Source organism: Rathayibacter sp. VKM Ac-2835, assembly GCF_013266705.1.
In the GTDB taxonomy this organism is placed as follows: Bacteria; Actinomycetota; Actinomycetes; order Actinomycetales; family Microbacteriaceae; genus Rathayibacter.
Genome location: NZ_JABSNQ010000001.1, coordinates 385,203 through 406,448 on the forward strand (window position 1 = coordinate 385,203; position 21,246 = coordinate 406,448).

Below are 21,246 nucleotides of genomic sequence, written 5' to 3' on the forward strand. Positions count from 1 at the left end.
GTATCGATTCTCCCAGATCCTGTGTTGGGGAAGGCGAACGAGCGGAGAGGTGGGGACGGATGGACGGGAACGGCACTGTGGAGAACGGCACCGTGGAGAACGACACCGTGGAGAACGGCACCGTGGAGGACGGACCGGCGCGGTTCGAGGCGGACGCGCGTGAGCGTGGACTCGACGTCGAGATCGTCGACCGCCCGGAGGCCGGGAGCCTGGCCGAGGCGGCCGCGCTGCTGGGCATCGAGCCCGGCTCGATCGTGAAGTCGCTGGTGGTGAAGCGCCACGACGGCGGCTTCGTCTTCGCGCTGGTGCCCGGCGGGCGGCAGATCTCCTGGCCGCTGCTTCGCGCGGTGGTCGGCGTGAACAAGCTGCGGCTGCCGGACGAGTCGGTGGCCCTGAAGGCGACGGGCTACCGCCGCGGCACCATCACGCCGATCGGCTCCACCACCGCCTGGCCCGTCGTCGCAGACGAGCGGATCGTCGGCCGCCGGATCGCGATGGGCGCAGGCACGAGCGGCCGGAGCGCCTTCGTCGAGGCGGACGCGCTGATCGCCGCCTACGGAGCGACCGTCGCCGACATCACGGTCGAGGAGCCCGCTCGCTGATCGCGGGAGCGGCAGGCGCCGGCACCGCGCAGACCCCGTCCTCGCAGATCGGCACGTCCGCGGCGCCGAGCATCTCGAACGGCGCGACCGGCGCTCGATCGGTCACGAGACGACCGCCCGCTGCGACAGCACGTGCTCGAGCACCTCGGTGAACGCGGTCGGCTCCTGCGCGCCCGAGACCCCGAAGCGGCCGTCGAGCACGAAGAACGGCACGCCGTTGATCACGTACTCGCGGGCCTGCGCGATGTCGGACTGCACGTCGGCGAGGTGCCGCTGCTCGTCGAGCGCGCGCCGCACCTCGTCGGCGTCGAGGCCGACCTCCGCTGAGAGGGCGGCCAGGACGTCGGAGTCCGCGAGGTCGCGCCCCTCGACGAAGTAGGCCCGGAGCAGCCGCTCCTTGAGCTCGAGCTGCAGCCCGTTCGCCTTCGCGTGGTGCAGCGCCTGGTGCGCCCGAACGGTCTTCACGTGCACGACCGACTCGAAGTGGTAGTCGAGGTCGACGCCCGCCGCGATCGCGGTCACCGAGTCGAGCATCTGCTGCGCCTGCTCGAGCGGGACGCCCTTGTGCTGCGCGAGGAACTCGGCCGTGCCGCCGCGGTAGTCCTCCGGCGTCTCCGGCGACAGCTCGAAGCTGCGATACTCGACCGCGACCTCGGGCGCGTCGGGGTTCGCGGCGCGGAACGCCGCCAGCCCCCGCTCGAACTTCCGCTTGCCGATATAGCACCAGGGGCACGCGATGTCGGACCAGATGTCGACGGTGATGGGGGTCTGCGCTTCGCTCACTCCGAGGACAACCGCCGCCGCCGGGAGCTATTCCCGGAGGACCCGGACGAGCTCGTCGACGTCGGACTCGTCGTTCCAGAGGTGGAAGGCGACCCGCAGGCGCCCGCCGCGGCCCGAGACGCGCAGCCCTGCGGCCTGCAGGCGCGCCAGGTCGGCGCCGTCTTCGTCCGGCCAGGAGACGATCGACCGGTGCTGCGGCGGCCGGTCGAGGCGCTCGCAGAGCTGATCCCCCAGCCCGGAGGCGCGCGCCCAGACGGCGGAGAGATCGAGGGAGCGGAACAGCTCGAGCGACGCCTCCGCCCCGACGAACGCCTGCCAGGCGGGCGAGACGTCGAAGCGGCGGGCGTTCTCGGCCAGGTGCATCGCCGGTCCGTAGCAGGAGGACCAGACGTCCTCCCCCGAGTACCAGCCGGCCTGCACCGGCAGCAGCTCGGCCGCGTACTCCGGCGAGACGGTGAGGAAGGCGACACCGCGCGGCGAGCAGAGCCACTTGTAGGCGTGGGTGAGGGTCGCGTCGAAGCGGGAGGCGTCGACCGGCAGCACGCCCGCCGCCTGGGTCAGGTCGCAGGCCGTGCGCACACCGTGTCGGGCGGCGGCCTCGACGACCGCATCCAGATCGGCGAGCGCCCCGCTGCTCGACTGCACGGCCGAGAAGACGACGAGGTCGTCGGCGTCCTCGATCGAGTCCGCCAGCGCCTCCAGCGGCACGGAGCGCACCACGACGCCGCGGTGAGCCTGGGCGAGGAAGGGGAAGACGATCGAGGAGAAGTCTCCGTCGATGCAGAGGACGTGCGCGCCGTCCGGGAGCGAGGCCGCGAGGACGGCCGCCATCGCCGAGGTCTGCGAGCCGATCGCGACCCGGTCGACCGGCACTCCGGCGATGTCGGCGAAGGCGGCGCGCGCGCGCTCGGCGACGGCGCCGTAGCCCGCGGCGGTGTTCTCGCCGGCGGACCACTCGTCGAGATCGGCGCGCAGCGCGTCGGCGGTCGCGCGCGGCGGCAGCCCCAGCGTGCAGGCGTTGTGATAGCCGCGGGCGCCGGGGAACAGCGCTCGGAGATCGGCGGGGGCCGGAGGTGCGGTGCTCACCCTCCGAGGATCCCCCTCGGCGCCCGGATCGCCAACCTCGCGGCGGCTCCGGGCGCGTCGTGCGTCACCGTGCCGCGAGGGCGTGCGCCTGCTCGATCAGCGCGACCACGGCTCTCGCCTCGCGGACGTCGACCGGCGACGGGGCCCCGTCGAGCAGCGTGCGGGCGACTCCGGCGAGGAAGGCGGCGTAGTGCCCGCGCTCGCTCGGGACGGCCGCGCTCCCGTGCTCGTCGACGAGCACTCCCTCCGCGCCGGCGGGGACGACGCCGAAGTCCTCGTCCAGCGGAGTCGCACCGCCGCTGCGCAGCGCGCCCTCCTGCGGGTCGAGGCCGTCGACCGAGAAGGCGGCGCGCGTCCCGAGCACCCGGAAGCGAGGTGCGCAGGCGCGGGCGACCCGGCTCATCGTCAGGTGCGAGCGCACGCCGGACTCGTGGAGCAGCGAGACGAAGGCGTCGTCCTCGCTCGCACCGCCCTCGTGCACGACGCGGGTCTCCGCGGCGGTGACGACGGCCGGGCCGAAGAGCACCAGAGCCTGGTCGACGAGGTGGCTGCCGAGATCGAAGAGGATGCCGCCGCCCTGCTCCGGCCCGATCGCCGTCTGCCAGCGGCCGGTCTTCGGGGCGCTCCAGCGCTCGAAGGTCGACTCGAAGCGGATCACGTCGCCGAGCGCGCCCTCCGCCAGGAGCCTGCGCAGGGTGAGGAAGTCGGCGTCCCACCGGCGGTTCTGGAAGACGAAGACGGGCGCCCCGCCCGCCTCGGACGCGGCGAGGATCGCGTCGACGTCCGCCGTGCTCGGCGCGAACGGCTTGTCGATCACCACCGCGACTCCGGCGGCGAGCACCTGCTCGGCCTGCTCGCGGTGCACGGAGGGCGGTGTCGCGAGGACGACCAGGTCGGGCCGCTCAGCGAGCACCTCGTCGAGCCCGGCGACGATCCGCGCGCCGGGATGCGCGTCCGCCGCCGCCGCCGCTCGCTCGGGGTCGCTCGTCGAGATCGCGACCAGCGCGACGTCCGGTTCCGCCTCCAGGAACGGAGCGTGGAAGACGCGGCCCGCGAGCCCGTAGCCGACGAGTCCGACGCGGACGGTCCCACCCCCGGTCATGCCGACGCCCCCGGCACGTCGACCGCGCCGCCGAAGCGGCGGGTGCGGCCGGCGTAGTGCTCGATCGCGCCCCAGAGGTCCTCGCGGGTGAAGTCGGGCCAGAGCCGGTCGAGGAAGACCATCTCGGCGTAGGCGCTCTGCCAGAGCAGGAAGTTGCTGGTGCGCTGCTCGCCGGAGGAGCGCACGAAGAGGTCGACGTCCGGCATGTCCGGCAGATAGAGCGCCTTGCCGATCGTCTTCTCGGTGATGCCGGACGGCTTCAGCCGGCCGGCCGCGACCTCGGCCGCGATCCGCTGCACCGCGTCGGCGATCTCGGTGCGGCCGCCGTAGTTGACGCACATCGTCAGCGTGAGGACGTCGTTGCCCGCGGTCAGCTTCTCGGCGTACTGCAGCTCGTTGACGACCGACGCCCAGAGCCGGGGCTTCCGGCCGGCCCAGCGCACGCGGACGCCCCACTCGTTGAGCTGGTCGCGGCGGCGGTGCAGCACGTCGCGGTTGAAGCCCATCAGGAAGCGCACCTCGTCGGGCGAGCGCTTCCAGTTCTCGGTCGAGAAGGCGTAGACGCTGAGGTGCTTCACGCCGATCTGGATCGCTCCCGCGACCACGTCGAGCAGCGACGCCTCGCCGCGCTTGTGGCCCTCCACCCGCGTCAGCCCACGGGAGTTGGCCCAGCGGCCGTTGCCGTCCATCACGATCGCGACGTGCTCGGGGACGGCCTTGCGCGGCAGCTCCGGCGGGTGCACGCCGGTCCAGTCGAGGGGGCGGAACGCCACGGCGTCCTTGTGGGTGAAGGGCTTCATCGGGTGACGTGCTCCAGAGATCTCAGTCCGCGCTCGAGGTGCCACTGGGTGTAGGCGGCGACCACGCCGCTCGCTCGGGAGCGGGTCGAGGGCTCCGTCGTCTCGGCGTGCCCCCAGTCTCCCGTGAGCAGGGCGCCGAGGAGGACGACCACCTCGGGGGCGACCCGCGGGGCGCCGGGCGGCGTGCAGTCCTCGCAGACGACCCCGCCGAGCTGGACGACGACCGCGCCGTGCGGGCCGGGCGCACCGCAGCGGGCGCAGTCCTCGAAGCTCGGCGCCCAGCCGGCGATCGAGAGGGCGCGCAGCAGGTAGGAGTCGAGGGTGAGCACCGGCTCGTGCTCGTGCTTCGAGAGCGAGCGCAGGGCGCCGACGAGCAGCAGGTACTGCTGCAGCGAGGCGTCCGCGTCGGTGAGCCGGTCGGCCGTCTCGACCATCGCGCTCGCCGCGGTGTAGCTGTCGTAGTCGGCGGCGATGATCGCGCCGTAGGCGCCGAGCGACTCGGCCTGGGTGACGATGTCGAGGCTCCGGCCCTCGTAGAGCTGGAGGTCGGCCACCATGAACGGCTCGAGCCGCGAGCCGAACTTGGAGCCCGTCTTGCGCACGCCCTTCGCGACCGCGCGGATCTTGCCGTGGCTGCGCGAGAGCAGCGTCACGATGCGGTCGGCCTCGCCCAGCTTGTGGGTGCGCAGCACGACGGCTTCGTCACGGTAGGTGGGCATGTGCTCGATTATCCTCCCCACCCCTGACAACCCCGCGGTGGACCGGCACGCGCCCGCTCCCGCCCGTGGAACGATGTCCCGGTGGCAGCCTCCCTCTTCGAGATCCCCGCCTGGGCCGACCTCCTCGCCATCGCGATCGGCTGCCTGCAGGGCGCGATGTTCGCGGGCGAGTTCCGCGACCGGCGGATCGACCTGCTCGGGGTCACGATCATCGGCACGGCGACGGGACTCGGCGGCGGCGTGCTGCGCGACCTGCTGCTGCAGACACCGCTCGTGGCGCTGCACACCAACGCCTACCTGATCGTCGCGGTGACAGCCTCGCTCTTCGGGATGCTGCTGCAGCACGTGCTCAACCGCGTCGACGGCACGATCACGGCGCTCGACGCTCTGACGATCGGCCTCTTCGGCGCGATCGGCACGACGAAGGCGCTCTCGCTCGGCGTTCCGGAGGTGCCCGCGGTGTTCGTCGGGACCGTCTCGGCCGTCGGCGGGTCGGTGATCCGCGACATCCTGCTGAACCGGCCGATCGCCCTGATGCACGTGGGCTCGCTCTACGCGATCGCCGCGACGGGCGGCACGGTGGTGCTGGTGGTCGCGCTGCGGTTCGAGATGGTGATCGACTACGCGGCGCCGATCGCGGTGCTCGTCACGGCGGTCATCCGGCTGCTGGCGGTGCGCTACGGCTGGAGCCTGCCCGAGCAGCGGGCGCTGAGCCGGGTGCCGCGCCTCGGCTGGCGCAAGCGCGGCTGAGAGCGGATGCACGTCGGAGCGGCCCGCGGAAGCCCGGGCCCGTGTCGGGGGTCCGACCTAGGGTGGGCAGCATGACTGCCGCAGGCACCACGACCGACCGACACGACGTGCTGATCATCGGCGGGGGGAACGCGGGGCTCTCGGTCGCGGGGCGACTGCGCCGCTACGGGGTCGACGACGTCGCGGTGATCGAGCCGCGCGAGACGCACCTCTACCAGCCGATGTTCTCCCACGTCGCGGGCGGCACCGCTCCCGCCTCGAAGGCGACCCGGCCGCAGGGCTCGGTGACGCCGAAGGGAGTGACCTGGATCCGCGATCGCGTCGAGTCGATCGATCCCGCCGCGAAGTCGGTCACCCTCGCCTCCGGTCGGCAGGTCGGCTACGGCGATCTGGTCGTCTGCCCCGGCATCCAGAAGGACTGGGACGCGGTGCCCGGGCTGGCAGAGGCGATGGCGTCGCCGGTCGGCGTCTCGAACTACGAGTTCGACTACGCGCGGAAGGCGTCGAGCGTGCTCCGCGGAGTCCGCTCCGGCACGGTCGTCTTCACCCAGCCCAGCGGCCCCGGCACCTGCTCGGGCGCCTCGCAGAAGCCGATGTACCTCGCGTGCGACTACTGGCGCGAGATCGGCGTGCTCGACGACATCCACGTCGTGCTCGTCGTGCCGACGCCCACGATGTTCGGCATGCCGCTCATCGACGCGGAGCTCGAGCGCAAGGTGGCGGAGTACGGCATCGACGTGCGCTACAGCCGCGAGCTGGTCTCCGTCGACGCCGAGCAGCGGACCGTGGTCATCGCCGGGGACGATCACCGCGGCGCGCAGCTGGGCGTCGACCACGACGCGGGGCAGGTCGGCACCGAGCAGCGGGAGACGCTCTCCTACGACGTGCTGCACGCGGTGCCCCCGCAGTCGGCACCCGATTGGCTCGCGGACACCGGGCTGACCGCGGAGGCGGAGGTCGGCGGCTTCGTCGAGGTCGATCCTCTGACGCTGCGCCACCCGCGCCACCCCGAGGTCTGGGCGCTCGGCGACGCCGCGGCGACCACGAACTCCAAGTCGGGCGGCGCGCTCCGGCAGCAGACGAAGACCCTGGCGAAGAACCTCGTCGCGGCGCGCAAGGGGAAGCCGCTCCCCCAGGTCTACAACGGCTACTCGGTCTGCCCGTTCGTCGTCTCGCGCTCGACGGTCGTCTTCGCGGAGTTCGACGACCGGTACCGCCCGAAGCCGACCATCCCGTTCTGGAAGGGTCTCGCGAAGGAGCGCCGGCTCACCTTCCTCGCCGACCGCTACCTGCTCCCCTGGGTCTACTGGAACCTCATCCTGCAGGGCCGCGCCTGACGGCACTGCGCCACGGCCTCACGAGCAGCCGCGGCACGCGGCGTCCTCATACTGGTCGAGCAGCCGGGGCACGCGGCGTCCTCATGCTGGTCGAGCAGCCGCGGCACGCGGCGTATCGAGACCCACCGCCGCATGGACGTCGGTCTCGATACGCCCGCTCCGCGGGCTACTCGACCAGCCGATGAGGCTCAGGCCGAGGCCGTCGCCAGTTCGCGGTCCGGGGCCTCCTCGCGCAGGGCGCGGTTGACGGCCGACACGATCGCCTTGAGCGACGCGGTCGAGATGTCGGCGTCGACGCCCACGCCCCACAGGGTGCGGCCGTTGACCGAGCACTCGACGTAGGAGGCGGCCAGTGCGTCGCCTCCGGCGCTGAGAGCGTGCTCGACGTAGTCGAAGACGCGGACCTCGACGCCGTGCTGCGCCAGCACCGCCTCGAAGGCGTTGATCGGGCCGTTGCCGGTCGCGCTCGCCGTCACCGTCTCGTCGCCGACCCGCAGCACGGCGTCGAGCGCGATCGAGCCGCCCAGGTCGCTCGAGGTGCTCGTGCGGGTCAGCTCGAAGCGGCCCCACTTGTCCTCGGCGCGGTGCGCGGGCGCGGGCAGGTACTCGTCCTGGAAGATCGTCCAGATCTGCTCGCTGGTGACCTCGCCGCCCTCGGCGTCCGTCTTGGCCTGCACGACGGCGGAGAACTCGATCTGCAGGCGGCGCGGCAGGTCCAGCGCGTGGTCGGTCTTCAGCAGGTAGGCGACGCCGCCCTTGCCGGACTGCGAGTTGACGCGGATGACCGCCTCGTAGGAGCGGCCGAGGTCCTTCGGGTCCACCGGCAGGTACGGCACAGCCCAGGTCAGCTCGTCACGGCTGACGCCGGTGCGCTCGGCCTCGGCCTCCATCGCCTCGAAGCCCTTCTTGATGGCGTCCTGGTGCGAGCCGCTGAACGCGGTGAAGACGAGGTCGCCGGCCCAGGGGCTGCGCTCGGGCACGGCCAGCTGGTTGCAGTACTCGGCCGTGCGCTTGATGCCGTCCATGTCGCTGAAGTCGATCTGCGGGTCGATGCCCTGGGTGAACAGGTTCACGCCCAGCGCGACCAGGTCGACGTTGCCGGTGCGCTCGCCGTTGCCGAAGAGGCAGCCCTCGATGCGGTCGGCGCCGGCCAGGTAGCCCAGCTCCGCCGCGGCGACCGCGGTCCCGCGGTCGTTGTGCGGGTGCAGCGACACGATGATGTTCTCGCGCTGGGCCAGGTTGCGGCACATCCACTCGATCGAGTCCGCGTAGACGTTCGGCGTCGCCATCTCGACCGTGGCGGGCAGGTTGAGGATGACCTTGCGGTCCGGGGTCGGCTCGAAGACCTCGACCACGCGGTCGCAGATCTCGCGGGCGAAGTCGAGCTCGGTGCCGGTGTAGCTCTCGGGCGAGTACTCGTAGTAGACGACGGTGCCGGGCACCGACGCCTCCATCTCGCGGCACTTGCGCGCCCCGGCGAGGGCGATGTCGATGATGCCCTGGCGGTCCTTGCGGAAGACGACCTCGCGCTGCAGCACGCTCGTCGAGTTGTAGAGGTGCACGATCGCCTGGCGGGCCCCGCGGATCGACTCGTAGGTGCGCTCGATCAGGTGGTCGCGCGCCTGGGTCAGCACCTGGATGGTGACGTCCTCCGGGATCGCGTCCTCCTCGATGAGGCTGCGGACGAAGTCGAAGTCGGTCTGGCTCGCGCTCGGGAAGCCGACCTCGATCTCCTTGTAGCCCATGCGCACCAGCAGGTCGAACATGATCCGCTTGCGCTCGGGGCTCATCGGGTCGATCAGCGCCTGGTTGCCGTCGCGCAGGTCGACGGCGCACCAGCGCGGGGCATTGGTGATGCGCTTCGCCGGCCAGGTGCGGTCGGGCAGCTCGACGACGATCTGCTCGTGGAACGGCTTGTACTTGCCGATCGGCAGCGACGACGGCTTCTGGGTGTTCTTCATGAGGGTGCTCTCCCGGCGCGCGAACGCGCCTGTCTCTCGTCTCGCGGGGATCCGGATGCGGATCGAACCACGCGGGTGGTCTGTGGTGACGATGGGTCTGATTCAGCCGACGACGGACTCCGCGACGAGGAGGGCCTGAGGATCAGATCTCGTCGCGGCGGCTAAGAAGGAGCAGACCGATGCGCACGCGACCACGGTAGCACTGCCCCCGCGGCGCGGCACCCACCGGCACCACCGCGGTGCGGACGTCGCCCTCAGGCCACGAGCCCGTTCTCGTAGGCGTAGACGACCAGCTGCACCCGGTCGCGCAGCCCGAGCTTGCCGAGGGTCCGGCTGATGTGCGTCTTCACGGTCGCCTCGCTGAGGAACTCGGCTCGCGCGATCTCGGTGTTGCTGAGGCCACGGGCGGCGAGGTGGAAGATCTCGCGCTCGCGGTCGGTCAGCGTGCCGAACGCGGCCGGAGTCTCCCGGCCGCTGCCCGGTGCGCCGAAGTGCTCGAAGAGCTCGCGGGTCGCCGAGGCGGCGACTACCGCGGTGCCGGCGTGCACGGTGCGGACCGAGGCGAGCAGGAAGCCCGGCTCGGTGTCCTTGAGCAGGAAGCCGCTCGCCCCGGCGCGGATCGCGCGGGCGGCGGCCTCGTCCAGGTCGAACGTGGTGAGCACCAGGATGCGCGGCGGCTCCACGCCCTTCTCCGCGGCGTCGGCGAGGATCCGCCGCGTCGACTCGATGCCGTCGACGCCCGGCATCCGGATGTCCATCAGCACCACGTCCGGAGCCAGCCGGCCGACGATCTCCGCGCCCTCCGCGCCGTCGGACGCCTCGCCGACCACCTCGAGGTCCGGCTGCGAGCTCAGCAGCATGCGGATGCCGGCGCGGAAGAGCGCCTGGTCGTCGACGAGGACGAGGCGGATGGTGTCGGTCATGCGGGGTGGCCTCCAGAGGCGACGGTCAGGGCGGGGGACGAGGGGGCGGGCAGGCGCGCGTCGACCACGAAGTCGTCGCCCTCGGGGCCGGCGCGGAGCACGCCGCCGACGAGTGCGGCGCGCTCGCGCATGCCGACCAGGCCGTGGCCCTCCCCCGGCACGCGAGCGGCGGCCTCGGCATCGGCGCAGCGCGCGTTGCGCACCGTCAGGACGATGTCGCCTGACTCGCGGCGGAGGGCGATGTCGAGCGGGGAGCCGGGCCGGCCGTGCCGGAGCGCGTTCGTCGTCGCCTCCTGCACGATGCGGTAGAGCGCCAGGCCGATGCCGCGCGGCACCGTCTCGAGGTCGACCTCGAGCTCCGAGCGCAGCTGCGTCCCGGCTCCGGCGACGCTCTCGAGCAGCGCCGGCAGGTCGCGCGCCTCGGGCTGCGGGCCGTCGCTCTGGCTGTGCCGGAGTTGCGCCAGGAGGACGCGGACGTCGCCGAGCGCGTCGCGGGCGACCGAGGAGATGGTCAGCAGGGCGGCGTCGGTCTGCTCAGGGCTGGACGCGCCGAGGTAGCGGGCGCCGTCCGCCTGCGCGATCACGACGGCGAGCGAGTGCGCCACGACGTCGTGCATGTCCCGCGCGATCCGGTTGCGCTCCTCGACCGTGTCGAGCTCGCGCTGCGCCGCCGCGCGCTCGCGCTCCGCCTCGGCGCGGAGGGTCTGGCCCTCCCGTGCCCGCCGGACGGAGCGGGAGAGCAGGCCGACCGTCCAGGAGAGCCCGAGCGTGGCGAGGATCCCGCCGAACACCGCTCCCCCGGTCAGGATCGGCGACGTGGTGTTCGCGATCAGCCCGAAGATCAGCACGAGGTAGCCGACGGCCACGACCGCGCCGAGCACCGCCGAGACGGCTCCGGCCGCGCGCACCCGGCGTCGCTCGGACGCGCCGGTGCCGAACAGCACCGCGAGGATCGCGAGGTCGGGCGGACCCGGCGCCAGCCCCAGCCCCATCTGCAGGAGCGCGCCACCCCAGGCGATCGCGAGGGCGAGCGCCGGCGCCCGGCGGTGCAGCACGAGCGCGACGGCCAGCACTCCGCCGACGACCGGCTGGAGCGAGCCCGCCGGACCGGCGAACGGCACCGTGGAGATCAGGAGCAGCAGGAGCGCCTGCCAGCCGGCACTGCCGACGGCGAAGCCGTCCTGCGGCCCGGCGACCCGCACCAGCAGGGCGTCGATGCGGTCGCCGACACCGACGGGGCGCCGCACCCCACCGCGCCAGGCGAGCACCTCCAGCCCGACGAGGAGGCCGGCGACGACCAGAGCGGTGACCGCACGGAAGAGGAGGACCTCGTCGGCGTTCGCGTCGTCCGGCAGCAGCTGCTGGGTCCCGGCCAGCGCGGCGGCGACGCCGCCGATCGCGGCCAGGAGCAGGGCGCCGACCAGGGTCAGCGTCCGCGTCCACGGTCCGAGTCGGCGTGCCGTCGACCACAGCGCGATCAGGCCCGCGAGGACCCCGTCCACCGGCACGCCGAGCAGGGGGAGGCCGCCGCCGACGATCGCCCCGACGGCGATCAGGGATGGCGAGAGCGCCGGCAGGAACGCCGCCACGGCGAGCCCGAGCGCGATCAGGAGACCACCGCTGAGATGCTCCGGTGCGACGAGACCCGCGGCGCTCAGACCAAGGTGGAGGACGGCGAGCAGCGCTCCGGCGATCGGGAGCGTCGCGGGACGGTCCAGGAGCGCACGCATGGGCCCCACGCTACGCGGCGGCGCGGTCGGCGTCGTCGTCCGGGAGAGTGACCGCGGTCCCCCTGCCGGAGCGGCGCCCCGGGTCACCGCGGGCTCAGAAGCCGAGGCGGCCGAGCAGCTTGGGGTCGCGCTGCCACTCCTTGGCGACCTTCACCCGGATCGAGAGGAAGACGCGCCGGCCGAGCAGCCGCTCGATCTGCTCGCGCGACACCGCGCCCACCTCGCGCAGGCGCTGACCGCCCTTGCCGATGATGATGCCCTTCTGGCTGTCGCGCTCGACGAAGACGTTCGCGTAGATGTCGATGAAGGAGCCGTCCTCGCGCTCGACCATGTCGTCGAGCGTCACGGCGAGCGAGTGCGGCAGCTCGTCCGAGACGCCCTCGAGCGCCGCCTCGCGGATGAACTCCGCGATGCGCGAGCCGGTGTCCTCATCGGTCACGGCCTCCTCGGGGTAGAGCGCCGGCGAGACGGGCATCAGGCGCAGCAGCTCGACCGCGAGCACGTCGAGCTGCTCCTCGGTGACCGCCGAGATCGGCACGATCGTGTCCCACTCGCGCAGCTCGGAGACGGCGAGCAGCTGCTTCGCGACGGACTTCTTCGAGGAGAGGTCGACCTTGGACACGATCGCGACCTTGCGGGCGCGCGGGAACGACTCGAGCTGCTCGTTGATGAAGCGGTCGCCGGGGCCGATCGGCTCGTCGGCCGGGAAGAGCATCCCGATCACGTCGACGTCGCCGAGCGTCGAGGTGACGAGGGAGTTGAGCCGCTCGCCGAGCAGGGTGCGCGGGCGGTGGATGCCCGGGGTGTCCACCACGATCAGCTGGCCGTCGGGGCGGTGCACGATGCCGCGGATGGCGCGGCGGGTGGTCTGCGGCTTCGAGCTGGTGATGGCGATCTTCTCGCCGACCAGCGCGTTCGTGAGGGTCGACTTGCCCACGTTCGGGCGGCCGACGAACGACACGAAGCCCGCCCGGTAGGGAGTGCTGGGGGTGCTCTGGTCGGTCATCGTGCGTCCTCGTCCTGGTGGTCTGTCTCCGCGACGACCGGAACCGGTCCGGTGCTGGTCTCGCCTGAGGGATCGTAGTCGGGATCGCGCCGCACGATGACGGTCGAGATGGTGCCGCGGCGGGGATCCGCCTGCTCGGCCTCGAGGATCACCCCGTCGATCCGGGCGGTCGCGCCGCGCTCGGGCAGGCGGCCGTAGGCCTTGGTGAGCAGTCCGCCGACCGAGTCGACGTCGTCGTCCTCGAGGTCGAGCTCGAACAGCTCGCCCAGCTCGTCGACGGGCAGCCGGGCCGAGACCCGGTAGACGCCCGGCTCGGTCTCCTCGAAGAGGTCGACCTCGCGGTCGTACTCGTCCGAGATGTCGCCGACCAGCTCCTCGATCAGGTCCTCGAGCGTGACCAGCCCGGCGATGCCGCCGTACTCGTCGACCACCATGGCGAGATGGTTGGACTCGAGCTGCATCTGGCGCAGCAGCTCGTCGGCCTTCTTCGACTCCGGCACGAACAGCGCCGGGCGGGCGAGGTCGGCGGCGGAGTCGTCGTCGTCCGGGCGCTCGTAGGTGTGCCGGGCGACGTCGCGGAGGTAGAGCACGCCGAGCACGTCGTCGACGCCGTCGCCGATGACGGGCAGGCGGGAGATGCCGCGGCTGAGCAGCAGGCCCATGCCGGCGCCGACCGAGGCACCCGCCTCGATCGTGACCATGTCGGTCCGGGGCACCATCACCTCGCGCACCAGGGTGTCGTTGAACTCGAAGATCGAGTGGATGAGCTCGCGGTCGTCCTGCTCGAGGACCGACTGCTCGGTCGCCTCGTCGACCATGCTCAGCAGCTGCTCCTCGGAGGAGAAGCCTGCCGAGCGGCCGGTGCCCGGGGTGACCCGGTTGCCCAGCGCGACGAGGCCGTGGGCGACCGGACCGAGCGCGACCCGCAGCACATGCACGAGCGAGGCGCTGGAGCCGAGCACGGCGCGGGCGTGCGCGCGGCCGACGCTGCGCGGGCTCGAGCCGACCAGCACGAACGAGACGGCCGCCATGATCAGGATCGCGAGCAGGAGCGCCAGCCAGAGCGCGTCGACCACGACGACGAGCACGGTGGTGACGAAGACGGCGGCCGTGGTCTCGGCCGCGATCCGGGTGAAGTTGACGACGTTGACGTGCGCGCTCATGTCGCCGGCGATGGCCCGCAGGGCGCGGGAGCTGCGCGAGTGGTGCGCCATCTCGAGGACGTCGCTGCGCGAGAGCACGCCGAGCGCCGCGTCGGTGGCGGCGAGCCAGCCGCCGAGGGCGACGAGGCCGAGGGCGGCGATGAGGAGCTGGACGGTCAGCACGCCGGGCCTAGCGGCGTCGCTCGCTGATGTGGAACCCGACGAGGATGTCGCGCTGGATGCCGAACATCTCGCGCTCCTCCTCCGGCTCCGCGTGGTCGAAGCCGAGCAGGTGCAGCAGCCCGTGCGCGGTCAGCAGCAGCAGCTCGTCGAGCACGGAGTGGCCGGCCGCCTCGGCCTGGTTCTGCGCCACCTGCGGGCACAGCACGATGTCGCCGAGCAGGCCGGCCGGGGTCTGCTCGTCCTCGGTGCCGGGGCGCAGCTCGTCCATCGGGAAGCTCAGCACGTCGGTGGGGCCGGGCTCGTCCATCCACTGCACGTGCAGCTGCTCCATCGCGCCCTCGTCGACCAGCACGATCGCGAGCTCGGCGTCGGGGTGCACGTGCAGCGAGTCGAGCGCGTAGCCCGCGAGGCGCAGCAGGGTCGCCTCGTCCACGGGGATGCTCGACTCGTTGTTGATCTCGATGCTCACGGGGTGCGGGGTTCCTTCGGTCGGGAGGGTGCTCGGCGGGAGGGCGGTGCGGAGACGGGGAGTGCCGTGCTCAGGCGCGCGGCCGCTTGGGCTGCGCGTCGCCGGTCGACCGGGTGGCCGCCCGGCGCTCGGCGCGGGCCGCGAACTCGCGGGCCTGCTCGCGCTCGAAGCTCTGCGCCTGCTTCTGCTGGTCGTACTCGGTGTAGGCGTCCACGATCCGGCCGACGAGGCTGTGGCGGACCACGTCCTCGCTGGTCAGCCGCGCGAAGTGGATGTCGTCGATGTCGTCGAGCACCCGGGTCACCAGGCGGAGACCGCTGGAGCCGGCGGGGAGGTCGACCTGGGTGATGTCGCCCGTGATCACCATCTTCGAGCCGAAGCCGAGGCGGGTCAGGAACATCTTCATCTGCTCCGGCGTGGTGTTCTGCGCCTCGTCCAGCACGACGAACGACGTGTTCAGCGTGCGGCCGCGCATGTACGCCAGCGGGGCGACCTCGATCGTTCCCGCCGCGAGGAGCTTCGGGACGATCTCCGGGTCCATCATCTCGTTCAGCGCGTCGTAGAGCGGGCGCAGGTACGGGTCGATCTTGTCGGTGAGCGAGCCCGGCAGGTAGCCGAGCCGTTCCCCTGCCTCGACCGCGGGGCGGGTCAGGATGATCCGCTCGACCTCCTTGCGCTGCAGGGCCTGCACCGCCTTGGCCATCGCGAGGTAGGTCTTGCCGGTGCCGGCGGGGCCGATGCCGAAGACGATCGTGTTCTGATCGACGGCGTCGACGTACTCGCGCTGCCCGAGGGTCTTGGGGCGGATGCTCTTCCCGCGCGCCGTGAGGATGGCCTGGCCGAACGCGTCCGCGGGACGCACCGGCCCGCCGTTCTCGAGGATGCGCGCGGACTCGCGCACGCCCTCTGGGTCGAGGTCGTGGCCGCCTGCCGTCATGAGCACCAGTTCTTCCACCAGGCGCGCCGCCGCGGCGACGGGGACGCCCTCGCCGTCGAGGGTCACCTCGTTGCCGCGCACGTGCACCCGGACATCGGGGAATCGCGATTCGACCGCCCGGATGAGGCGGTCCTGAGGTCCGAGGAGACGCACCATGGCGACTCCGTCGACGGCGATGACGCGGTGCGTCCCGCCGGTGGTGCCGTCCGCAGGGTCTTGCGGGGGCGTCGGCTCCGCGGAGCCGGGTCGAGTGGGGTTCGGGCTCGCGGAGCCGTCGTCCGCGTGATCAACCGGTGGCAAGGGAGCCTTCCGTCAGGTGGCCGCCCAGGACGTGGGCGTGGACGTGGAACACGGTCTGACCGGCCTCTTCGCCGGAGTTGAAGACCAGCCGGAACTGGCCGTTGCTGTGCGCGTCGGCGAGCGTCTGCGCGACCCGGGCGATCTCGGCGAGCAGTGCCGGGTCGCCCGCGGCGAGCTCGGCGACGTTCGCGTACTCCTGGGTCTTCGGGAAGATCAGCAGGTGCACGGGGGCCTTGGGCGCGATGTCCTGGATCGCGAGGATCCGCTCGTTCTCGAACACCACGTCGGCGGGGATCTCTCCGCGGACGATGCGCGTGAAGACAGTGGGCTCGGTCATGCGTCCATCTTAAACGGCGGGGCGACCCGGGCGGGGGCGCGTTCGCCCAGGGCGCGCGGATCGGCGGGGGTCACCAGCGGCCGAGCCGGGCCGACAGCACGGCGATCGCGGCCGGGCCGGCGGTCGAGGTGCGCAGGACGGAGTCGCCGAGCGCGACGGCCTCGGCCCCGGCATCGGCCAGCGCGCGGAGCTCCTCCGCGGCGATGCCGCCCTCGGGGCCGACGACCAGCACGAGGTCGCGCCCGTCCGGCTCGATCGCGGTGAGGCGCTCGCCCGCCGACGGCTCGAGCACGAGCACGCGCGCCGTCGCCGCACGGTCCACGAGCGCGCGGAGGCCGACGACCGCCGACACCTCCGGCACCCGGGCGCGGAGCGACTGCTTGCTCGCCTCGCGGACGATGCTGCGCCAGCGCTCGCGGCCCTTCTCCTCCTTGACGCCCGACCAGCGCGAGACGGAGCGCGCAGCCTGCCACGGCACCACCTCGTCCACGCCCAGCTCGGTCGCGGCCTGGATCGCCAGCTCGTCGCGGTCGCCCTTCGCGAGCGCCTGCACGAGCACGAGCCGCGGGCTCGGCGCGGGCACCTCCTCGACCGAGACGACGCCGAGGACGACGCGCGACGCCTCCGCGGTCTCGACGACCGCGACGGCGACCCGGCCGCGGCCGTCGCCGATCCGCACGCTCTCGCCGGCGCGGATCCTGCTCACGGTCGCGAGGTGGCGCGCCTCCGCGCCCGAGAGCTCCAGCCGGCCGCCGGCGACGAAGTCCCCGGAGTCGAGGGACTCGTCGATGTAGTGGTGCGCCACGCCGGCTCCGGTCAGCCCAGGAAGCGGTCGCGGAGCTTGGAGAACAGCCCCTGCTGGAAGTGCGTCAGCGCCGGCTTCTGCGGCTTGTAGTGCTTGGCGAACTCCTGCACCAGCTCGCGCTCGCGGTGCCCGAGCTTCGTGGGCGTGACCACCTGGATGCCGACGCGGAGGTCTCCGCGGCCGTTGCCGCGCAGCTTGGTGACACCGCGGCCCTTGATCGTGACGATCTCGGTGCTCTGGGTGCCCGGCTTGACCTCGATCTCAATGTCGCCGTCGAGCGCCGCGAGGGTCGTCGTCGAGCCGAGGATCGCGTCCGTCATCTGCACCTCGAGGGTGCAGAGCAGGTCGTCGCCGTTGCGGCTGAAGATGTCGTGGTGCTTGACCTTGATCTCGAGGTAGAGGTCGCCGCTCGGGCCGCCGGCCGGGCCGACCTCGCCGCTGCCGGGCATCTGCAGGCGGAGGCCCGTGTCCACGCCCGCGGGGACGTCGACGGGGATGGTCCGGCGCGCGCGCACGCGGCCCTGGCCCTGGCAGGTGGAGCACGGGGTGGCGATGACGGTGCCGTAGCCGCGGCACGTGCCGCAGGGGCTGGCCGTCATCACGTTGCCGAGCAGCGAGCGGACGGTGCGCTGGATCTGGCCGGAGCCGTGGCAGATGTCGCAGGTGACCGGCGAGGTGCCGGGCTGGCAGCAGGAGCCCTGGCAGGTCTCGCAGAGCACGGCCGTGTCGACCTCGAGGTCGCGGTGCGTGCCGAAGATGACCTCGTCGAGCGAGACCTCGACGCGCAGCAGCGCGTCCTGGCCGCGCTCCCGGCGCGACCGCGGGCCGCGCGAGGAGCCCTGCGCGCCCTGGCCGAAGAAGGTCTCGAAGATGTCGCCGAAGCCGCCGAAGCCCTGCCCGCCGCCGCCGGGGAAGCCGTCCTGCGGGCCGCGGTCGTACTGCTGGCGCTGCTGGGCGTCGCTCAGGACGTCGTAGGCGTGCGTGACGAGCTTGAAGCGCTCGGACGCGTCCGCGCTCGGGTTGACGTCGGGGTGCAGCTCGCGTGCGAGCCGGCGGTACGCCTTCTTGATCTCGTCGGCGGAGGCGTCGCGGTCGACGCCGAGGACTTCGTAGTGATCGGCCACAGGGGGCTTCGTCCTTCGTTCGTGGTCGGTGCGCCGGGCGCGGCGGACCTGTCGGGAGCCGGGGGTGTCCGGCGAGGGTCTGAGAGCGGGTCATTCCTCGCCGAGGAGGCGGGAGAGGTAGCGGGCGACGGCGCGGACCGCCGCGATGTTGCCGGAGTAGTCCATCCTGATCGGTCCGAGGACCCCCAGGCGCGAGACCTGGCCGCCGGCCGTGTTGTAGCCGCTGGTGAGGACGGAGGTCTCCTGCAGGCCGAACGGCGCGTTCTCGCGGCCGATGCGGACCGAGATGCCGCGCGGGTCCGGCGTCATCTCGGCGAAGAGGCGCAGCAGCTCGACCTGCTCCTCGATCGCCTCGAGAACGGGATAGATGCTGCCGGAGAAGTCCTCCTCCGTGCGCACCAGGTTCGCGGCGCCCGCCATCACCAGGCGGTCCTGCCGGTTCGCGCCGACCTGCTCGAGCAGGGTCTGCACGACCGGGTCGACGACGTCGCGGCGCTCGGGGCTGAACTGCTCGGTCGCGCTCTGCAGCGTCTCCGCCGCAGCGGCGAGGCCCAGACCGAGGACGGCCGTGTTGAGCTTCGCCCGGATCTCGCCGAGCAGCAGCTCGTCGACGTCCTCGGGCGTCTCGAGCACGCGCTGGTCGACGCGGCCGGTGTCGGTGATCAGCACGGAGAGCAGCCGCCGCGGGGCGAGAGCGACCAGCTCGACGTGACGGATGCGCGCGGCCCCGAAGGAGGGGTACTGCACGAGCGCGACACTGTTGGTGAGCTGCGAGAGCAGCCGGACCGTCCGCACGAGCACCTCGTCGAGGTCGGGGCTCTGGCCGAGGAAGGTCTCGATCGCCTGCCGCTGCGCCGCGGTCAGCGGGCGCAGGTCGGTCAGCTGGTCGACGAAGAGGCGGTAGCCCTTGTCGGTGGGGACGCGGCCGGAGGAGGTGTGCGGGGCCGCGATCAGCTCCTCCTCCTCGAGCTGCGCCATCTCGTTGCGGATGGTCGCCGCGGAGACGCCGAACGCATGGCGCTCGACGATCGACTTGGAGCCCACCGGCTCGCGGTTCGCGACGTAGTCCTGCACGATCACGCGCAGGACCTGGAGACCGCGCTCCGTCACCATACGACCGACCTCCCGCCGGACTCCGGGTGCCTCGCGGCACGACCACCTCGGCGCCGTGGCGCCGCGCGGAGCTTGGCACTCCGCGAGATTGAGTGCCAATCATAACCGCGCAGAACGGAGGAGGGCGGGGCTCGCCCAGGATCCGCACCGGAGCGGCCGCCTCTCTGCCACGATGGACGCCGAGCGCCCGGGGTCGCCCGACGCGCCGATGCCTGAGACGGAGATCACCATGTCGGCCACCCCGCCCGCGCCGCCCGCCTACTCGACGCCCGCGCCGCCGCTGAATCCGGCCGACGAGAAGACCTGGGCCATCGTCACCCACGTCACGGGCATCTTCTTCAGCTTCATCCCGTCGCTGATCGTCTACCTCGTCTTCAAGGGCCGCGGGCCCTTCCTCGAGGCGCACGCGAAGACGGCGCTGAACTTCCACCTGACCACGCTGATCGCCTACGTGGCCGGGACGATCCTGAGCTTCGTGCTCGTCGGCTTCATCGTCTTCCTCGTCGTGCCGATCCTGGTCATCGTCTTCGCGATCATCGCTTCGGTGCGCGCCAGCGCCGGCGAGTACTACACGTACCCGCTGAGCATCCCCTTCTTCAAGTAGAGACCGGGCGGGATCTCGATGCGCCCGCTGCGCAGCGCGCTGGTCGAGTAGCCGCCGCAGGCGACGCCTCGTGCTGGTCGAGTAGCCGCCGCAGGCGACACCTCATGCTGGTCGAGTAGCCGTCGCAGGCTGCACCCCGTGCTGGTCGAGTAGCCGCCGCAGGCGGCGTATCGAGACCCACCCTCCCGTACGAACCCCGGCCGGCTCAGCCGTCCGTCAGGCGGCGGACGACCGCGTCGGCCAGCAGTCGGCCGTGCAGCGTCAGCACGATCCGCCCGCCGAGCGCGGCACGCCCGTCGACGAGTCCGTCGGCGATGAGACCCGCCACTTCGCGACGCCGCTCCGGGTCGATCGCGTCGATCGGCAGCCCGTCGGCCAGCCGGGAGCGCAGCAGCACGTCCTCCACCCGGCGGGTCGCGTCGTCGAGGGTCTCCCGCCCCGCAGCCGGCGACGATCCGGAGTGCAGTCGCTCGGCGTAGGCCGCCGGGTGCTTCACGTTCCACCAGCGCACCCCGCCGACGTGGCTGTGGGCGCCGGGACCCACGCCCCACCAGTCGTGCCCGAGCCAGTAGGACAGGTTGTGCCGCGACCGGTGCGCGTCGTCGCGGGCCCAGTTGCTGACCTCGTACCAGGAGTAGCCGGCCGCGGCGAGCCGAGCATCCGCCAGCTCGTACATGTCCGCGGTCAGGTCGTCGTCCGGAGTCGCCACCTCGCCCCGGCGGATCTGCCGCGCGAGCTTCGTCCCGTCCTCCACGATCAGCGCGTACGCCGAGAGGTGGTCGGGCCGGTTCGCCAGCGCCGAGTCGAGCGAGCGCTCCCAGTCGGCCAGCGACTCCCCCGGCGTCCCGTAGATCAGGTCGAGGCTGACCTGCAGCCCCGCCTCGCGCGCCCACTCGACCACGAGCGGCACGCGCTCCGGGTCGTGGGTGCGCTCGAGCGTCGCGAGAACGTGCGGCACGGCCGACTGCATCCCGAAGCTGACCCGGGTGAAGCCGGCCTCGGCCAGCTCGCGGAGATAGGCGGCGTCGACCGAGTCGGGATTCGCCTCCGTGGTGATCTCGGCACCGTCGGCGATGCCGAAGTGCCGGCGGAGCCCGTCGAGCATCCGCACGAGGTCGCGGGCCGGCAGCAGCGTCGGAGTACCGCCGCCGAAGAACACCGTCGCCGCCGGACGCCGCGGCAGACCCGCCGCCGCGAGCACGCCCTCGCCGAGGGCCATCTCGACGATCGCCTCGTCCGCGTAGTCCTGCTGCTTCGCGCCGCGCAGCTCCGTCGCCGTGTAGGTGTTGAAGTCGCAGTAGCCGCAGCGCACCCGGCAGAACGGGACGTGCACGTACAGCCCGAGGTCGCGGTTCAGCACTCCGTCGGCGACGGAGGCCGGCAGGAGTCCGTCGAGCGGAGCCGGGTCGGCGAGCGGGAGGGCGCTGCCCACG

General features: G+C 72.5%; 21 protein-coding genes. 4 read left to right on the forward strand and 17 right to left on the reverse strand.

The window, feature by feature from the left end; all coding sequences use genetic code 11:
* Positions 1-59: 59 nt before the first annotated feature.
* Positions 60-602, forward strand: coding sequence for an aminoacyl-tRNA deacylase (locus HRK28_RS01810; RefSeq protein ID WP_173250245.1), 543 nt, complete (start codon positions 60-62; stop codon positions 600-602).
* A gap of 102 nt (positions 603-704) precedes the next feature.
* Here HRK28_RS01810 and HRK28_RS01815 read toward each other — a convergent pair whose 3' ends face one another.
* The 5 genes from HRK28_RS01815 to recO form a co-directional block, all read right to left on the reverse strand.
* Complete coding sequence (locus tag HRK28_RS01815) at positions 705-1,385, reverse strand: DsbA family oxidoreductase (RefSeq protein WP_173250246.1); 681 nt, start codon at positions 1,383-1,385, stop codon at positions 705-707.
* 27 nt (positions 1,386-1,412) lie between these two features.
* Positions 1,413-2,471 (reverse strand): aminotransferase class V-fold PLP-dependent enzyme, encoded by a 1,059-nt coding sequence (locus HRK28_RS01820; protein WP_173250247.1) that lies wholly within the window; start codon positions 2,469-2,471, stop codon positions 1,413-1,415.
* 64 nt (positions 2,472-2,535) lie between these two features.
* Complete coding sequence (locus HRK28_RS01825; RefSeq protein ID WP_173250248.1) at positions 2,536-3,573, reverse strand: Gfo/Idh/MocA family oxidoreductase; 1,038 nt, start codon at positions 3,571-3,573, stop codon at positions 2,536-2,538.
* Positions 3,570-4,373, reverse strand: a complete 804-nt coding sequence (locus tag HRK28_RS01830; protein ID WP_160088651.1) for an isoprenyl transferase — start codon at positions 4,371-4,373, stop codon at positions 3,570-3,572. The genes HRK28_RS01825 and HRK28_RS01830 overlap by 4 nt, the downstream gene beginning before the upstream one ends.
* A complete protein-coding gene (gene recO / locus HRK28_RS01835; RefSeq protein WP_160088649.1) occupies positions 4,370-5,092 on the reverse strand; it encodes a DNA repair protein RecO in 723 nt (240 codons plus the stop codon). The genes HRK28_RS01830 and recO overlap by 4 nt, the downstream gene beginning before the upstream one ends.
* Before the next feature lie 81 nt (positions 5,093-5,173).
* On the opposite strand from recO, the gene HRK28_RS01840 reads away from it, so the two are divergent.
* Positions 5,174-5,842 (forward strand): trimeric intracellular cation channel family protein, encoded by a 669-nt coding sequence (locus HRK28_RS01840; RefSeq protein ID WP_367948321.1) that lies wholly within the window; start codon positions 5,174-5,176, stop codon positions 5,840-5,842.
* 71 nt (positions 5,843-5,913) lie between these two features.
* Positions 5,914-7,179: an NAD(P)/FAD-dependent oxidoreductase gene (locus HRK28_RS01845; protein WP_173250249.1), complete on the forward strand. Its 1,266-nt coding sequence runs from the start codon at positions 5,914-5,916 to the stop codon at positions 7,177-7,179.
* Between the two features lie 188 nt (positions 7,180-7,367).
* Here HRK28_RS01845 and leuA read toward each other — a convergent pair whose 3' ends face one another.
* The 11 genes from leuA to hrcA form a co-directional block, all read right to left on the reverse strand.
* Complete coding sequence (gene leuA, locus HRK28_RS01850) at positions 7,368-9,140, reverse strand: 2-isopropylmalate synthase (RefSeq protein ID WP_160088645.1); 1,773 nt, start codon at positions 9,138-9,140, stop codon at positions 7,368-7,370.
* A gap of 254 nt (positions 9,141-9,394) precedes the next feature.
* Complete coding sequence (locus HRK28_RS01855; protein ID WP_160088643.1) at positions 9,395-10,063, reverse strand: response regulator transcription factor; 669 nt, start codon at positions 10,061-10,063, stop codon at positions 9,395-9,397.
* On the reverse strand, positions 10,060-11,793 hold the full coding sequence (locus tag HRK28_RS01860; protein ID WP_173250250.1) for a histidine kinase: 1,734 nt from the start codon (positions 11,791-11,793) through the stop codon (positions 10,060-10,062). The genes HRK28_RS01855 and HRK28_RS01860 overlap by 4 nt, the downstream gene beginning before the upstream one ends.
* Positions 11,794-11,887: 94 nt before the next feature.
* Complete coding sequence (gene era / locus HRK28_RS01865; protein WP_173250251.1) at positions 11,888-12,799, reverse strand: GTPase Era; 912 nt, start codon at positions 12,797-12,799, stop codon at positions 11,888-11,890.
* Positions 12,796-14,124: a hemolysin family protein gene (locus tag HRK28_RS01870; RefSeq protein ID WP_160088637.1), complete on the reverse strand. Its 1,329-nt coding sequence runs from the start codon at positions 14,122-14,124 to the stop codon at positions 12,796-12,798. Before HRK28_RS01870 ends, era begins: the two co-directional genes overlap by 4 nt.
* Positions 14,125-14,131: 7 nt before the next feature.
* The gene (ybeY, locus tag HRK28_RS01875) at positions 14,132-14,593 is read right to left on the reverse strand and encodes an rRNA maturation RNase YbeY (RefSeq protein ID WP_160088627.1); all 462 of its coding nucleotides are present in this window, start codon (positions 14,591-14,593) and stop codon (positions 14,132-14,134) included.
* A gap of 70 nt (positions 14,594-14,663) precedes the next feature.
* The gene (locus HRK28_RS01880) at positions 14,664-15,686 is read right to left on the reverse strand and encodes a PhoH family protein (protein ID WP_173250252.1); all 1,023 of its coding nucleotides are present in this window, start codon (positions 15,684-15,686) and stop codon (positions 14,664-14,666) included.
* 130 nt (positions 15,687-15,816) lie between these two features.
* Complete coding sequence (locus tag HRK28_RS01885) at positions 15,817-16,167, reverse strand: histidine triad nucleotide-binding protein (protein ID WP_160088623.1); 351 nt, start codon at positions 16,165-16,167, stop codon at positions 15,817-15,819.
* Between the two features lie 70 nt (positions 16,168-16,237).
* Positions 16,238-16,972: a 16S rRNA (uracil(1498)-N(3))-methyltransferase gene (locus HRK28_RS01890; RefSeq protein WP_173250253.1), complete on the reverse strand. Its 735-nt coding sequence runs from the start codon at positions 16,970-16,972 to the stop codon at positions 16,238-16,240.
* Positions 16,973-16,983: 11 nt separating this feature from the next.
* The gene (dnaJ, locus tag HRK28_RS01895) at positions 16,984-18,096 is read right to left on the reverse strand and encodes a molecular chaperone DnaJ (RefSeq protein WP_123445619.1); all 1,113 of its coding nucleotides are present in this window, start codon (positions 18,094-18,096) and stop codon (positions 16,984-16,986) included.
* A gap of 90 nt (positions 18,097-18,186) precedes the next feature.
* Complete coding sequence (hrcA, locus tag HRK28_RS01900) at positions 18,187-19,209, reverse strand: heat-inducible transcriptional repressor HrcA (RefSeq protein WP_127886279.1); 1,023 nt, start codon at positions 19,207-19,209, stop codon at positions 18,187-18,189.
* A gap of 229 nt (positions 19,210-19,438) precedes the next feature.
* Here hrcA and HRK28_RS01905 point away from each other — a divergent pair, with 229 nt between their 5' ends.
* Positions 19,439-19,813: a DUF4870 domain-containing protein gene (locus HRK28_RS01905; protein ID WP_173250254.1), complete on the forward strand. Its 375-nt coding sequence runs from the start codon at positions 19,439-19,441 to the stop codon at positions 19,811-19,813.
* 205 nt (positions 19,814-20,018) lie between these two features.
* On the opposite strand, the gene hemW is transcribed toward HRK28_RS01905, so the two are convergent.
* On the reverse strand, positions 20,019-21,245 hold the full coding sequence (gene hemW / locus HRK28_RS01910) for a radical SAM family heme chaperone HemW (protein ID WP_160088617.1): 1,227 nt from the start codon (positions 21,243-21,245) through the stop codon (positions 20,019-20,021).
* Position 21,246: the final 1 nt, after the last annotated feature.

Excerpts from the sequence above, each read along its gene's own strand:
- HRK28_RS01810 (WP_173250245.1), top strand. The coding sequence starts at position 60 with ATGGACGGGAACGGCACTGTGGAGAACGGCACCGTGGAGAACGACACC.
- HRK28_RS01825 (WP_173250248.1), bottom strand. The coding sequence starts at position 3,573 with ATGACCGGGGGTGGGACCGTCCGCGTCGGACTCGTCGGCTACGGGCTC.
- HRK28_RS01830 (WP_160088651.1), bottom strand. The coding sequence starts at position 4,373 with ATGAAGCCCTTCACCCACAAGGACGCCGTGGCGTTCCGCCCCCTCGAC.
- recO (WP_160088649.1), bottom strand. The coding sequence starts at position 5,092 with ATGCCCACCTACCGTGACGAAGCCGTCGTGCTGCGCACCCACAAGCTG.
- HRK28_RS01845 (WP_173250249.1), top strand. The coding sequence starts at position 5,914 with ATGACTGCCGCAGGCACCACGACCGACCGACACGACGTGCTGATCATC.
- leuA (WP_160088645.1), bottom strand. The coding sequence starts at position 9,140 with ATGAAGAACACCCAGAAGCCGTCGTCGCTGCCGATCGGCAAGTACAAG.
- HRK28_RS01855 (WP_160088643.1), bottom strand. The coding sequence starts at position 10,063 with ATGACCGACACCATCCGCCTCGTCCTCGTCGACGACCAGGCGCTCTTC.
- HRK28_RS01860 (WP_173250250.1), bottom strand. The coding sequence starts at position 11,793 with ATGCGTGCGCTCCTGGACCGTCCCGCGACGCTCCCGATCGCCGGAGCG.
- era (WP_173250251.1), bottom strand. The coding sequence starts at position 12,799 with ATGACCGACCAGAGCACCCCCAGCACTCCCTACCGGGCGGGCTTCGTG.
- HRK28_RS01880 (WP_173250252.1), bottom strand. The coding sequence starts at position 15,686 with ATGGTGCGTCTCCTCGGACCTCAGGACCGCCTCATCCGGGCGGTCGAA.
- HRK28_RS01885 (WP_160088623.1), bottom strand. The coding sequence starts at position 16,167 with ATGACCGAGCCCACTGTCTTCACGCGCATCGTCCGCGGAGAGATCCCC.
- hrcA (WP_127886279.1), bottom strand. The coding sequence starts at position 19,209 with ATGGTGACGGAGCGCGGTCTCCAGGTCCTGCGCGTGATCGTGCAGGAC.
- HRK28_RS01905 (WP_173250254.1), top strand. The coding sequence starts at position 19,439 with ATGTCGGCCACCCCGCCCGCGCCGCCCGCCTACTCGACGCCCGCGCCG.